Source organism: Streptomyces sp. NPDC002680 (genome assembly GCF_042889145.1).
Taxonomy (GTDB): Bacteria; Actinomycetota; Actinomycetes; order Streptomycetales; family Streptomycetaceae; genus Streptomyces; species Streptomyces adonidis.
Genome location: NZ_JBIAQP010000003.1, coordinates 509743 through 523831 on the forward strand (window position 1 = coordinate 509743; position 14089 = coordinate 523831).

11 protein-coding genes and 1 pseudogene are annotated in these 14089 nt (G+C 72.1%); 5 read left to right on the forward strand and 7 right to left on the reverse strand.

Annotation, left to right across the window (positions count from 1 at the left end; all coding sequences use genetic code 11):
• Positions 1-61: 61 nt before the first annotated feature.
• From ACFYXF_RS11970 to ACFYXF_RS11980, 3 genes are all read right to left on the reverse strand, one after another.
• Positions 62-2008 (reverse strand): FUSC family protein, encoded by a 1947-nt coding sequence (locus ACFYXF_RS11970; RefSeq protein WP_389349395.1) that lies wholly within the window; start codon positions 2006-2008, stop codon positions 62-64.
• A 30-nt stretch (positions 2009-2038) separates the two neighbouring features.
• Complete coding sequence (locus ACFYXF_RS11975) at positions 2039-2974, reverse strand: endonuclease/exonuclease/phosphatase family protein (protein WP_389349396.1); 936 nt, start codon at positions 2972-2974, stop codon at positions 2039-2041.
• Positions 2975-3153: 179 nt separating this feature from the next.
• Positions 3154-3936, reverse strand: coding sequence for an alpha/beta fold hydrolase (locus ACFYXF_RS11980; protein ID WP_389349397.1), 783 nt, complete (start codon positions 3934-3936; stop codon positions 3154-3156).
• Between the two features lie 101 nt (positions 3937-4037).
• Here ACFYXF_RS11980 and ACFYXF_RS11985 point away from each other — a divergent pair, with 101 nt between their 5' ends.
• Entirely contained in the window at positions 4038-5399 is a 1362-nt protein-coding gene (locus tag ACFYXF_RS11985) for a PLP-dependent aminotransferase family protein (protein WP_389349398.1), read from the forward strand.
• On the opposite strand, the gene ACFYXF_RS11990 is transcribed toward ACFYXF_RS11985, so the two are convergent.
• The gene (locus ACFYXF_RS11990; RefSeq protein WP_389349399.1) at positions 5305-6246 is read right to left on the reverse strand and encodes a hypothetical protein; all 942 of its coding nucleotides are present in this window, start codon (positions 6244-6246) and stop codon (positions 5305-5307) included. The genes ACFYXF_RS11985 and ACFYXF_RS11990 overlap by 95 nt on opposite strands.
• A gap of 174 nt (positions 6247-6420) precedes the next feature.
• Here ACFYXF_RS11990 and ACFYXF_RS11995 point away from each other — a divergent pair, with 174 nt between their 5' ends.
• On the forward strand, positions 6421-6846 hold the full coding sequence (locus ACFYXF_RS11995) for an SH3 domain-containing protein (protein WP_389349400.1): 426 nt from the start codon (positions 6421-6423) through the stop codon (positions 6844-6846).
• A gap of 41 nt (positions 6847-6887) precedes the next feature.
• Here the strand turns inward: ACFYXF_RS11995 and ACFYXF_RS12000 are convergent, their stop codons facing one another.
• Positions 6888-7328, reverse strand: a complete 441-nt coding sequence (locus tag ACFYXF_RS12000; protein WP_389349401.1) for a hypothetical protein — start codon at positions 7326-7328, stop codon at positions 6888-6890.
• A gap of 99 nt (positions 7329-7427) precedes the next feature.
• Here ACFYXF_RS12000 and ACFYXF_RS12005 point away from each other — a divergent pair, with 99 nt between their 5' ends.
• Together ACFYXF_RS12005 and ACFYXF_RS12010 are read left to right on the forward strand one after the other, a co-directional pair.
• Positions 7428-8618, forward strand: coding sequence for a PP2C family protein-serine/threonine phosphatase (locus ACFYXF_RS12005; RefSeq protein WP_389349402.1), 1191 nt, complete (start codon positions 7428-7430; stop codon positions 8616-8618).
• Between the two features lie 90 nt (positions 8619-8708).
• Positions 8709-9470 (forward strand): annotated as a pseudogene (locus ACFYXF_RS12010) (hypothetical protein); the annotation flags it as partial.
• A gap of 1123 nt (positions 9471-10593) precedes the next feature.
• On the opposite strand, the gene ACFYXF_RS12015 reads toward ACFYXF_RS12010, so the two are convergent.
• Entirely contained in the window at positions 10594-11850 is a 1257-nt protein-coding gene (locus tag ACFYXF_RS12015) for an amidohydrolase (protein WP_389349403.1), read from the reverse strand.
• A 228-nt stretch (positions 11851-12078) separates the two neighbouring features.
• Here ACFYXF_RS12015 and ACFYXF_RS12020 point away from each other — a divergent pair, with 228 nt between their 5' ends.
• Positions 12079-12885 (forward strand): hypothetical protein, encoded by an 807-nt coding sequence (locus ACFYXF_RS12020; RefSeq protein ID WP_389349404.1) that lies wholly within the window; start codon positions 12079-12081, stop codon positions 12883-12885.
• Between the two features lie 115 nt (positions 12886-13000).
• Here ACFYXF_RS12020 and ACFYXF_RS12025 read toward each other — a convergent pair whose 3' ends face one another.
• Positions 13001-13864, reverse strand: coding sequence for an NPP1 family protein (locus tag ACFYXF_RS12025; protein ID WP_389349405.1), 864 nt, complete (start codon positions 13862-13864; stop codon positions 13001-13003).
• Positions 13865-14089: the final 225 nt, after the last annotated feature.

A 14089-nucleotide genomic window follows, 5' to 3' on the forward strand; every position in this document is an offset into this window, starting at 1 on the left:
CACCCCCCACAGGCGCGGGCCGTCCCTCTGCACAGGGACGGCCCGCGCCCCCCTTCGCCCGCTACTTCTGCGGTGACGTGATCGCCCGCGCCGCCGCCACCTCCTGCCGCAGCGGCTCCAGCACACTGTCCGCCGGTCCGCTGAGGTCCGTACGCACCGCGTAGAGCGTCTCCACGCGGCGCAGTCCGTCCGACAACTCCCTTAGCTGTACCGAGACTTGGGCGATCTCGGCGTCGGACGGTGGTTTCGCGCCCTGCTTGATGTGGACGCGGGCCGCGGTCGTCGCGTCGACGATGCGTTCGACCGCGACGACCAGGGGCCACCAGGCCGCCGCCCGTCGTCCGGTGGGCGGCGGTTCGGTCAGGGCGCGCTGGAACTCCGTACGGACGACGGAGAGATCGCGGTAGAGGCGGCGCCGCATACGGGCGCGGGCCGCGCCCTCGGTGTCGGCGCGGAACGCCGATTCGACGTAGCGGGCCGTGTCCGCGACCGCGTCGGCGAGGCGGTCGCCGACGCGGGTGTGCCAGCTCTCCGGCCAGAGGAGATAGCCCGCGACCAGGGCGATCGCGCAGCCCATGAGCGAGTCGAGCAGCCGGGGCAGCAGCAGCCCTGTGCCCTGGTGGTTGAGGACGTCGGAGAGCAGGATGATCACCGGGGTGATGGCGGCCGTCTGGTAGCCGTATCCGCGCGGGGTGAGCGCCGGGATGAGCGGGGCGAGAAGCAGGATCACCAGTACGTCCCACCAGCCGCGCGGGACCTGTACGAGCACCGCCGCCGCGACGACCAGCCCCGCGACCGTGCCCAGGGCACGCAGCAGCGCCCGGGAGAAGACGGAGCCGAAGTCGGGCTTCATGACGAAGGTGATCGTCAGGGCCACCCAGTAGGAGCGCGGCACGGGGACGATCGAGACCAGTGCCTGCGCGAGGCCGATGCACAGCGCGAGGCGGATCCCGTAGCGCCAGGAGTCGGCGGACAGGACGACGTCCCGGGCGGCGCGCACGGCCCGTACGCGCAGGTCGGCCGGGCGCCCGAGACGATCGTCTGTGGCCGCGGTGCGCAGGTCGGGGGAGCGGCTGCCGACCACCTCGGCTGCGTGGCGCAGCGCCTGTTCGACGGCGCGGCCGGTGTGGTCGGTCGGGGCGGGGACGCTCAGCCCTATCGGGCCGCCGTAGCCCGTGTCGACGGCGTCGGCGAGGTGGCGGACCGCCTCCGGGACCTCGGGCGGCAGTGGGCGGCCGGCCTGGTGGGCGGCGGGGGCGGCCTCGACGACCGGGGTGATGGCGTTCAACTGGGCGAGCAGGCGCACGAGTTCGGGGCTGCGGCCGTGGTGGCGGGCGCGCCGGGCGAGGACGAGGTCGTACGACTGGTTGAGGGACTGGGTGACGGCGTACCGGGCGTCCTCGTAGCCGTCGGTGGCGCAGGCGGCGAGCAGGTCGGCGACCGTACGGTAGGTCTGTGCGACCGCCGCCCGCTCCGGCACCCCCGATCGCAGTGGCCAGGCGAGCAGGGCGAGGGCCAGGACGAGCAGGCCGCCGCCGGACATCAGTACCGGCGCCAGCCACCACTCCCCCGGCAGCGGGAGACCCGCCCCGATCACGGAGTTGAGGAGCAGCAGCAGTCCGGACACGGAGGCCACCGCGCCGATCGTCGAGATCATCCCGGAGACGAGGGCCACGCAGGTGACGGCGACGACGGCGGTCCAGCCCTGGCCGTAGACGAGCGAGCCGAGCGTGACGCCGAGGGCGCCGAAGAGCTGGGGGATCGCGATGTTGAGGATGCGCATCCGGTACGCGTCGGCGGTGTCCCCGATGACGCCGGAGAGGGCGCCCATGGAGGCGAGGGCGCCGTAGGAGGCGTGGTCGGTGGCGAGGCCGATGGCGAGGGGGAGCGACATGGCGATGGCGGCGCGGGCCACGGCGGGGCGGTTGACGGGCGGGGCCGGCTGGGGCCTGAGGTTCCGCACCAGCCAGTCGGGAGGTGTGAGGCCGATGGGGAACTCGCGGGGCATGGCCCCATTATCGCCGTAGGCGCCCCGCTCTCACCGGGCGCGTTCGCGCTGGTGGAGGGCCAGGTCGACGACCAGCGCGCGGTGATCGCTGTCGGCGATGCCGAGGAAACGGGCGCCGCTCGCCGAGAACTCCCCCGAGACGAGCACATGGTCGATCTGCGCGCCGGCCGTCGGCGCGGTACGGGCGGGCCAGCTCGGCGTACGGGCGGCCCCGGCCAGCCGGGCGGCGTCGCGCAGTCCCGTGTCGAGCAGGCGGCGGAAGGCGGCGTGGTCCTGGGAGGCGTTGAAGTCACCGGCGAGGATGGTGGGCGTACGGGACGGGTTCTCGGCGGCGAAGTCGCGCAGGGCGCCCAACTCCTTCCGCCAGAGGCCGACTTGGCCGGGGACCGGCGGCATCGGGTGGGCGAGCTGGACCCGTACGGAGTGACCGCCGGCCAGTTCGGCGACCGCACCGGGCATGCCCATCGTGCTGCCCGGGATGCCCTCCGTACCCTCCAGCGGAAAGCGGCTGAGGATGACGGAACCATCGGAACCGGCCCCGGGGACCGTCTCCCGGTAGGGATAGACACCGTCGAAGGCGGTCGCGAGGGCGTTCTCGCAGCGGTACTCGCACTCCTCGACGAACACGAGGTCGGGCCGCTCCCGCCGCACGACCGGGATCAGCGCGCCGGTGCCCTCCCCGAACTCCACGTTGGCGGTCAGCACCCGCACCTCGGCGACGACCGCACCGCCGGGCTCGCTCCCCGTCCCGTACGGCTGGGTGAACCACCCGGTGACCGCCAGCAGCACCGCGCCCCACACCATCCCGGCCCGCCACCGCGCGAACAGCGCGAGGAGCAGACCGGCGGCGGTCGGGGCGAGCAGCCAGGGCAGGAAGGCGAGCAGTTGGGGTACGGGCGTCACGGCATCGGCGTCGACGGCCCGGCAGGCGACGACGACACTGACCGCACCGAACCCGGCGCCCACGCACCGGACCGTCGCCGTCAACCATCGGCCCCGTAGTCCTCCCACGGCTCGACCATACGGGGGTCACGGGGAAGGGAAACGCGGTAGTAAAGGTGCGGGCCGTCCGTGGCTGGTCGCGCGGTTCCCCGCGCCCCTTTGGGGCGCTTTCGTCGATTCCCCGCATAGTGCTGTACGAGGTTTCAGGCGGCCGTGTCGATCCGCGCCGCCAGGAAGTCGGCCAGGGCCCTGTTGAACTTCGTCGGGCGTTCCAGGTTGGGCATGTGGGCCGAGCGTTCGATGACCTGGAGCGTGGAGTCGGGGAGCGCCGCGTGCATGGCCTCGGCGTCGGCGACCGGGGTGAACTCGTCGTCGGCGCCCACGACGACCAGGGCCGGGACGGTGAGGCGGGTCAGCAGGGGGCGGTAGTCGGGGCGCAGGGCCCGGCCCCGGAGTGCCGCCGCCGCGCCCCGGGGGTCCGTGGCCGTCATCATGCGGTGGACGTGGGCCTTGACGCCCGCGTCGGCGTACGGCGCCACCATCTTCTCCAGCACCTCGTCGGCGTACCCGCCCATGCCCTCGTCGAGCAGCCGGTCCGCCATCGTGTTGCGGGCCACGTGTCCCTCCGGGGTCTCGGGCGCGGGGAAGGTGTCGGCGAGGACCACACCCCGGACGCGCTCCGGGAACCGGGCACAGCACTCCATGACGATCTGGCCGCCCATCGACAGCCCGCCCAGTACACACGACTCGACCTTCGACTCGTCGAGCAGCGCCTCGATGTCCTGCGCGAACCGCGAGAGCGGGGTGACGGTGTCGGGGGCGAGCGGGGAGGTGCCGTAGCCGCGCAGGTCGGGGGCGATGACCTGGCGGGTGGCCGAGAACTCCTCGATCTGCGGGGTCCACATCGTGCGGTCGAAGGGATGGCCGTGAATCAGAACAAGAGGGGTAAAGGGTGTAAGAGGTGTAATGGGGGTAATGGGGGTCATGTGGGCAACCTTAGATCGACTCAACTCCTCGGTGCAATAAGATCTTTGCTCTCGGTGCAATTTCGCCGGGACGGCAATTCGCTTCTGTACGGGGGTACTTGATGGACGACGACTACCGGCGTCTCGCCGACCGCATAGCCGACGACATCGCCAGCGGACGTCTCCGGCCCGGCGAACGGCTGCCGCCGCAGCGGGCGTTCGCGCGGCGGCGCGGGATCGCCGGGTCGACGGCCGGGCGGGTGTACGGCGAACTCGTACGGCGTGGACTGGTCGTCGGCGAGGTCGGACGCGGCACGTTCGTCCGGGCCGCGCCACCCGCGCCGAACGGGCGCGCGCTCGCCGAGCCGGTGGCCGCCACCGCCTTGGCCCCGAGGGTCAACATGGAGCTGAACTACCCTTCCGCGCCTGGCCAGTCGGAGCTGCTCGCGCCGGCCCTCGCGCCTCTCCTGCGGCCCGATGTGCTGACGGAGGCGCTGCGCCCGGCACCCGCCGACGGCACCCCCGAGGCCCGGAAGGCGGTCGCCGGATTGCTGGTCACCCCGGGCTGGCGGCCCGCCCCCGACGGCGTCCTCTTCGCGGGCAACGCCCGGCAGGCGATCGCCGCCACCCTCGCCTCCCTGGTTCGGCCGGGCGGCCGGGTCGGCGTCGAGGCGCTGACGTATCCGCTGGTCAAGGAGATCGCCGCCCGACTGGGCATCGTCCTGGTCCCGCTGGCCATGGACCAGGACGGCGTGCGCCCCGACGCCCTCGTCGCCGCCCACCGCAGCGCTCCCCTGTCCGCCCTGTACGTCCAGCCGACGCTGCACAATCCGACGTCGGTGACCATGGGCGAGGGAAGGAGGCGTGAACTCGCGCGTGTGGTGCGGGAGTTGGGCGTACCGGTGGTGGAGGACCGGATCTGGTCGTTCCTCACCGACAAGGAGGCGGGGGATCCCCTTGCCGCCCACGTCCCCGAACTCGCCCATGTCGTCGACGGGTTGTCCAAGCGGGTCGCGCCCGGGCTCACCGTGGGCTTTCTCGTCGTACCGCCGGACCGGGCGGAGGCCGTCGCGGCGGCCGTGCGGTCGGGTGGGTGGAGCGCGGGCCGGTTCGCGCTGGAGGCCGGGGTGCGGTGGATCGAGGACGGGACCGTCGCACGGCTCGTGGCTGCCAAGCGGCTGGACGCGGCGCGTCGACAGCGGCTGCTGGCACGGGAGTTGGCTGAGTTCGAGGGTGCCGTGCGGTCCGATCCGTACGCCTATTACGCCTGGTGGGAGTTGCCCGCGTCCTGGCGGGCGGACACCTTCACGGCCGCCGTCGCGGCGCACGGGATCGCCGTCACGCCGGGGGACGCCTTCGCCGTGGGGCCGCAGCGGGCGCCGGACGCCGTCAGGCTCGGACTCGCGTCGGCTCCGGAACCGGAGCTGGCCCGGGCGTTGCGGACGCTCGCCGCAGTCGCCCGGCGCGGCCGTACCGGTCGGTGACCCACATGCCCAGGGCGACGGCGAGACCGAGGGCGAGGAGCAGCCAGGAGACCGTGCGGAGGGTGGCCGTCAGGGCGTCGTAGACGGCGCCGGCGGCCGGTGCGGAGACGCCCGGCGGCAGGTCGGAGAGGGTGAGACGGCGGACGATCGCCAGCGCGACGCCGAGCAGCGCCCCGCCGAGAGCCGTACCGAGCGCGGTCGCCGTGATCGCCCGGCGGCGCTGGACGGCGAGCGCGATCCCGGTGACGGCGAGCACGCCGGCCGTCACGGGAAGCCAGAAACCGGCGACTTCGAGCACGCGAAAACCCTTCCGGAGCGGTACGAGATCCTGGGCGGGCAGCACCGCGACCTCGGTGTGCGCGACGGGGATGTGGCTCGCCAACGGCACGTGGTCGTCGGTGAGTTGGCGCTTGACCTGAGCGGTGACCGGCGCGAGGTCGATGGTTACGGCGCCCTCGCCGCCGTAACTGCCGTAGGGGCTCTGTGTGCTGGGGCCGTCGTTGCGCAGGGCGTCCAGGACGGCCTCGTGGGTGGCGCGGTTGGCCGTGTCCCAGGCCGCGCGGAAGGCCTCGGTGCGGGTGAACGAGTGCACCGCGTCCTGCACGAAGTGGCTGGCGCCGCTCTCGAACGGGCCGACATCCATGGTGTGCACGATCTCGGCGCCCAGGCTGTCCGCGATGGCGTCCTGGACGTACGGGTTCTCGGCGAGCGGCGCCATCGTGGTGACGTACCGGCCGGTGTCGGCGAGCCCGTACGCCGCCCAGGCCGAGAGCGCGCCGAAGGGCAGCAGCAGGCACGCGAGGGCGGTGAGCACGGCCGACAGGGCGCTCCGGAGACGGTGAGGCACTCTCCCAGGCAAGGGCCCGGGGGCGGGAAACGCGAGTCGGTTGACTGCATATGGGCGTGCGGGACAAGCCTCCGAGGTGGAGCCTCCGGTGGAGCGTTCACCCGAACGGGTGTTTCCTGGTTTTGGGGGTGCATCAAGCGGTTCGGGGAGCTTCGAGGAGTTCGGAGGCGGAACATGCGCACCACCCCGGCCCTGTTCACGGGCGGAATCCTGGCGGCGGCGGTATCGCTCCTGCCGGTCGGTACGGCGACGGCGGCCACGCCGGCCGGCGCGGACGGCTCCGGGGTCCGGGGCACCGTCGTATCGGCCGGTGACCTGAACCTGCGGAAGCAGCCGACCACCGACTCGGCCGTCGTCGGGCAGCTGTCACCCGGCAGCCACGGCCGTGTCGAGTGCTCGGTCGTCGGACAGACCGTGCGCGGCGACCCGCACTGGTACTGGCTGCCCGGCGTCAACGCCTGGGCGAGCGCCGCCTTCATCGACACCGGGGGCAGGTCGGTGCCCAGCTGCACCGACCCCTGCCCCGAGTGGAAGGACGACGACGGCCAGTGGAGCTTCTCCGGGACGTGGAGCTTCAGCTGGAACGTCACCTTCGGCTGAGATCACGGCTTCGGCTGAGATCACGGGTGGCTGGGACGGGCTCATTCCACCTTGTGACCGGCCGCGTCCTCGTGCGTGTAGTAGCGGTAGAACAGCACCGCCGTGACGAACCCCGCGACCACCAGCGCGTTCCCGCACGACCGCAGCACACTCGCCCCGGTCTGGCTGTACAGGAACCCGAACGCGATCCCGGCGAACGCGCCCCACGCCACCGCGTGCAGCTCGCGCTTCAGCCGCGGCGCCACCGCCCGTACGCCGATGAGCAACGCCATGAACGCCAGCGCGCTGACGAAGCCGAACAGGACGTTCCAGCCGGTGATGGGACCGCCGTCGCGCCGGTTGGCCGCGGCCCAGAAGCCGTAGACCAGGCCGAGCACGACGGGCAGCGCCCACTTCGTGGCCAGGTGGGTCCGGGCGCTGAAGATGTCGGGAAGGTGTGGCCTGCCGGGGCTACCGGGGACACCGGATGTCGTCTGAGCCATGAGAGTGCTCCTCTCGCCTCGCCCCCGCCCTCCAGAGCACACCTGTGAAAGGCCGCTGGCAAGTCGACAGGGGAAGGCGGCCGTGTTTCGCTGAGTTCCATGAAGCCGGTGGGCCGGACGGGCCCGGTGGGCAGGGTGGGCACGGACGAGGAGCCCGCCCTCCCGCCCGTCCCCGCCGGGCGCGGCCTCGGCTGGCTGCCGCCGCTGGTACTGCTCATCGGGATCGCGGTCCTCGACTGGAACACCACCGGCGAGTTCCGGATCATCTCCTGGATCGTGCTGGTGCCCGGGATCGCCGCCGCGCTGTGCGGAGTGATCGGCACGGCCGTCTTCGCGGCCCTCTCCCTCGCCACCTACGTCTTCGTCGACGGCGCCTGGCCGCACCAGTACCAGACCGGGCTGCCCGACTTCATCCTCGTCGCCCTCGGCGGGGTCCTGGCCGTCCTCGCCTGTGCGGTCCGGGTGCGCGGTGAGCGGCGCATGCTGCACATGCGGGACGTCGCCGAGACCACCCGCCGTACGGTGCTGCGCCCGCTGCCGCCCGGCTGGGGCGGCCTCGACCACGCGGCGGTCTATCTCGCCGCCGACGCCGTCGCCCGGGTCGGCGGCGACTTCTACGACATCCAGCCCGGCCCGCAGGGCACGCGGGTCCTCATCGGTGACGTCCAGGGCAAGGGGCTCGGCGCGGTCGAGGCGGCGGCGGCCCTCCTCGGCACGTTCCGGGAGGCCGGGTACCACGAATCGGCGCTCGCGACGGTCGCGGAACGGCTGGAGGTACGGATGCTGCGGCACGTCCGCTATCGGGCGGCGGTCGGGCGTGACGAGGGCGACCGGTTTGCGACGGCCGTGCTCATCGGCTTCCCACTGGAGCTGGAGCCGGCAGGGGCCGAACTCGTCATCGAGGTCGTCAACTTCGGGCACGAGCCCTCCCTGATCGTGTCCGCCGACGGGGTACGGAGTCTGCCGCCGGGGGACGGACTCCCGCTCGGGCTCAGCGAGTTGACGCTCGGCGGCGACGCGCTGCCGTCCGTGGCACGGGTGCCGCTCGCCCTCGGGGAGACCCTGCTGCTCGTCACCGACGGGGTCACCGAGGCCCGGGACGCCGACGGGGTCTTCTTCCCGCTGCGCGAACGTGTCGCCGAGGCCGTCGCCGACGATCCGCGTACCGCCGAGCCGCTGCGGTTGGTGGCGTTCGTACGGGACGGCACGCTGCTGCACTGCGGGGGTCATCTCGCCGACGACACCACGGTGTTCGCGGTGCGGGCCGTACAAGCCGACCAAAGAGGGTGATAGTCCTCCCGGCAATCCCCCTTCGCAGTCGCACCGGTTACGGTGCTGCTTAGGCATGTGACCGATGTGAGGGACGTGAGGGGAGGGACCATGACGGGAACAACCGGTACCGCGTTGTTGCTCGCCGCCTCGCCCGTGGGCAAGGGCTGTCTCGTGGACGCGGCGTCCGTGCTGCCGGTTCTCGCCGCCGTCGCTCCCGCCGTGCTGTCCGGCACCGACACCGCGAACGTCGTCGAACTCGCCGATCCGCTGGAGCCGCAGGCCGTCCTGACCCGGCTGCGCGCGGCTGCGGTGGCCCCCGGGCCGCTCACCGTCTACCTCACCGGCCAGCTCCAGCTGGACCGCAAACAGCACCTTCCGCATCTCGCGCTGGCGCGTACGACGCCTGCGACGGTTCGCTATACGGGGTTTCCGTGGCACTGGATCGGAGAGGAGCTGCGGCTGCGCGCGCCGGGGACGACGACGCTCTTCCTCGACCTGCACGCGGATGCCGCCGCGTGGCAGTACGTCACGGGGCGGCCGTTCGAGGTGGGGCGGGGTGTGAGCGTGTACGGGCGGGTGGCTCCGCCTCCGGGGCGGCGGGTGGTGGCCGCGCCGGCGTACATGCGGACGGTGGCGACGATTCTGCGGAGCGGGTATCGGCCGGATGCGGGGCAGTTGCATCAGCAGGCGCTGGGGCGGTTGTCGTCGGAGGGGGCGGCTTTGGGGGACGTGGTCCTGGCACGGGACGCGGGCGTGAACGGTGGAGTTTCCTCGCCCCCGCCGCCCCTACCCGTCCCATCCGTACCTGGGGGCTTCGCCCCCAGACCCCCAGAACGCGCTGAACGCGCTCGTCCTCAAACGCCGGACGGGCTGGAGAGGCGGGCCGGGGCCCCAAGGGCACCGCACGATCCGAAGCCGCCCACCGGATCCGAAAGGGTGCCCACCGGAGCCGATGAGATCCCGGACGTACTGAAGGTACTGACCGGAGCCGGTGAGGTGCCGGGCGAGCTGGAGGTGCTGGCCGGAGCGGATGGTGTGCCGGGCGGGCTGGAAGTGCTGGCCGGAGCGGATGGTGTGCCGGGCGAGCTGGAGGCGCTGGCCGGAGCGGATGGTGTGCCAGGCGGGCTGGAGGTGCTGGCCGCAGCCGAGAAGGCACCGAGCCGGGGAGACCAGGCACTGAGCCGGGGCGGCAAGGTGCCGGCCGGAGCTGGAATGGTTCCCGGCGGAGCCGATGAGGTGCCGCACGGGCTGAAGGTGCGGGCCGGAGCCGGAACGGCAGCGGGCCGAGGCGACCAGGTGCCGAGCCGGGGCGAAGCCGCAGCAGGCCGTGGCGACACGGTGCCGGGCCGGGGCGGAGTGGTTCCGGGCCGAGTCGAAGACGCACCGGGCCGAGTCGAAGACGCACCGGGCCGAGTCGAAGACGCACCCGGACCGGGCCGCAACGCCCCGCCCGTGCTGGGCAGTGACCCCCACTCCTTCATCACCTCCGCCGTTCAAGCCGGTCGGCACAGTGACGCCGATGCGCTTGCCGCTCAGTGGGAGCAGGCCGCCTATCTCTCTCACGGTGCCGCCTCCGAAGAAGCGCTGCACTGGACCGAGGTCCGGGCCGATCTCGCGATGTTCGCCGGGGATCCGGCCCGGAGTTGCCGGGCCTGGCTGGCCGTTGCCGGGACTCGGCTCAGTGCTGGTCAGGCTCCGGATGCACCCGCCGTCGAGGCGGCCGTCGACCGGGCCCACCACCAGTGGACGAGCCTCGGGGACAGTGCCGACGCTCGTGAACTCGGGCCCGTGGTCGTCGAGTTGAGGCGTCGAGTGCCGGGGCGGCGTGAGGGTGCCGTACGGCACGCTGAGCGGCAGCTGGAGAAACTGGGGTCGGCCCAGCGCGTGCCCGGTTAGGCCACCGTCAACACCGCGTGAGGCGCCTCGTGCCACCACGCCGAGCGCCGTACCGCCCAGCGCGTGCCCGGCGGGCGAGCCGCCGCCGTCGACACCGCTACGTCGCCACCGTCAGTACCGCCAACGCCCCCGACACCAGCGTCCGTACCCCCGGCGCCACCGTCGACAGATCCGGGGCGAACAGTGGGCTGTGGTTGCTCGGGACCGATGCCAGTTTTGCCATCAGGTCGTCGCCCCCCTCCGCCGCGTCCCACACCGCCCCCGGCGTCGTCGTCACGAACCAGTAGCTGTACGGGAGTTGGTCCGCCGCCAGGTGGGCGAAGTCCTCGCTGCCCATTGCCGGGCCGGGGTCGAAGACCGTGCCTGCGCCGAAGACCTCGCGGTGGACCTCCGCCACATGTTCGTCGAGTGTGGCGTCGTTGACCGTCACAGGGAACGTCGCGCCTACCCGGATCTCCGGCTCGGTCGGGCAGCCCGCCGCTACGCACTCGCCCTGCGCGATACGCCTGATCGCGGCCAGCATGCGGTCACGTACGTCGTTCGACTGGGTGCGCAGGTTCAGGGCGATGCGGGCCGTGGTCGGGATGATGTTGTGCCGTGTGCCCGCCTCGATCACGCCGACCGTCAGGACCGCCGAGTCACGGGCCGCCACCTCGCGCGCGACGATCGTCTGGAGGCGGGTGACCAGATAGGCCGCCGTCACCACCGGGTCCACCGTCGTCTCCGGGCGGGAGCCGTGGCCGCCTCTGCCGTGCACCACGATGTCCACGTCCGTCGATGCCGACATGATCAGGCCCGGCACGTGCGGATACAGGCCCGCCGGGCCCGGTGCCGCGTGCTGCGACAGCAGGGCGTCCGGGCGCGGGAAACGCTCGTACAGGCCGTCCGCCAGCATCGTCCGCGCGCCCTCGCCCGTCTCCTCCGCCGGCTGGCCGACCAGGATGAGGGTGCCTTGCCAGGTGTCCCGGCCTGCGGCGAGGGCTTGGGCCGCGCCCGCCAGCCATGTCACGTGCAGGTCGTGGCCGCAGGCGTGCATCACGCCGGGGACCGTGGAGGCGTACGGCAGGGACGTCTCCTCGTGCACCGGGAGCGCGTCCATGTCGGCGCGGAGCAGGACCGTCGGGCCGTCGCCGTTGCGCAGGACGCCCACGACGCCCGTACCACCGACCCCCTCCGTCGTCTCGTACCCCGACTTCCGCAGACTCTCCGCCAGCAGCCCCGCCGTGCGGTGCTCCGCCAGCGACAGTTCCGGGTGGCGGTGCAGGTCGCGGTACATGTCCTCCAGCGCCTGGACCGGGAGGTCGGCTGTCAGGTCGAGCGCTGTGCGGGCCGCGGGCGAGGGAGTCGTCGTCACGGGGGCAGCGTATTCCCCGGATGTGCAGATCCGGTTCACTCGTTCGGCCGCGCATCCACGGCCACCGTCCGCCCCCGCTGATATCCACAAGGAGAGGCGCCCCAAAGGGGCGCGGGGCTGTGACATTTGCGGCTCCGCCGCGTGGGCGCGACCAGCCCCCACCGGGCTGCAGACAGAACACGACGCATCCCGCGGAGCGCACATCACCTAACGAAGGAAGACCACCCCATGGTCACCACCCCCCACGCCACCACCGGCACCAGCACCACGCTCGCCATCGACTTCACCCAGGGCCTCGACGACGCCTGGTCGAAGATCGCCCAGTTCGTGCCGAAACTCATCGGCTTCCTCGTCATCCTCGTCATCGGCTGGTTCGTGTCGAAGCTGATCGCCCGCGTCCTCGACCGTGTCCTGCGCAAGGTCGGCTCCGAACGGCTGTCCGAACGGGCCGGTACGGCACGGTTGTTGCGGGACTCCGCGTACGACATGACCGGCATCGTCTGCCGGATCGTCTACTACGCGCTGATGCTGATCACGCTTCAGCTCGCCCTCGGCGTCTTCGGCGCAAACCCGGTCAGCACGATGATCAACGGCATCGTGGCCTGGCTGCCGCGCGCCATCGTCGCGGTCGTCCTCGTCGTCGTGGCGATGGCCATCGCGAACGCCGTGCGCGACATCGTCGCCGGCGCGCTCTCGTCCGTCTCGTACGGCCGTACGGTCGCCAACATCGTCTGGGGCTGCATCGTGGCGCTGGGCGTCATCGCCGCCCTCGGTCAGGCGGGCATCGCCACCGATGTGACCCGGCCGGTGCTGTACGCCGCTCTCGCCACGGTCGCCGGCATCCTGATCGTCGGGGTCGGCGGCGGCATGATCGGGCCGATGCGCCAGCGCTGGGAGCGGATGCTCACGACGGTCGAGCGCGAGACCGTGAACGCCAAGGGCAGCGTCAGCGCCTACCAGGCCGGCCGCGAGGACGCCCTCGCCAACCAGCCGGTCCGGGAGCGGACCGATCTGCCGCCTACCACGGACATGTAGGGAGTACGGAAGGAATGGGTGCCGCCGGTGGGACGGGGCGGGGGAGCTCTGGTCCCACCGGCGGCTGCTCATACCGGGCCGTGAGTCAGGAGTACGGACGTCACGGGCCCGGGGATCAGAACGCCGGGATCGCGGCCTTGGCCCGGCTGTCGGCCTCGCGGGCCTTGTTGATGTTGGCCTGGAGGTTGCCGGTCAGCGGGAAGTTGGCCTTGCCCCACTTGGAGTTCCACAGGGCGTTGCGCGGCGCGTCGGCCATGTTCTCCATGGTCACCAGGGCCGGGCGGTCCCAGGTGCCGTTGCCCCAGACGACCGGGCTCTCGCCCCACTTGGCGAAGCGGAAGGCGTGGGTGCTCGCGCCGTCCTTGTGGTAGACGATCTCGACGCGGTTGTAGTTCTGCTCGCCGTTCACCCGGCCCATCGGCACCTCGTTGATGGGGTGGGTGCTGTAGCCGCCGTGCCGGGAGGCGGACAGGAAGCGGGGGCTCTCCTCGCCCTGCTTCTGGAAGACGACGACGGACTCCCAGTCGTGGCGGTGGCCGAAGGCGTCGGCGCCGTTCAGCGTCTGGTCCTTCTCGAAGTAGAGGGCGTAGACGTAGGCGCACCAGCCGTTCTTGCACCAGCCCTGCGAGTACGTGTTGGCCTTGCCGGGGTGGCGGCAGCCGCCGGTGATCGACCCGGTGTTGTCGAGGCCGCCGTTGAGCTTTCCGCTCGCGTCGACCGCGGCGACGGGGAAGCAGCTGTCCGAGTCGTAGTCGAAGAGCGGCATGTACTTGTTCTGGAAGGTGCTCGCGTTCCACGGCAGCGGGTTCAGGACGGCGGCGTTGGCGCTGCCGGTCAGTCCGACGGTCAGGCCGGTGGCGCTGAGCGCGACGAGCGCGGCCTTCGCGAAGCGGGACTTCCTGCGGGTCTTGACCGCGGGCACTGCCGTGGCTGTCGTGCCTGCCGTGACTGCCTGGGTTGCCTGAGTTGCCTGAGACATGCGGGTGCTCTCCACTGGCTCGACTTGCTCGGTGAGGGGCGGTGCTGGACCGACACTGGCAAGCGAGAGGTTGACCGGCACCCCGTTTCATCAGGTCAATCAATTCCCGACGGGCCCGGCCCCGTGATTCCGGGGGCGGGCACCGCGTTGTTCGACAGCGCTTTCCATGGCTGTCATCCGTGCCACACCTGCACCACACAGTGTTTACGCCGCACGGGCGCCAAA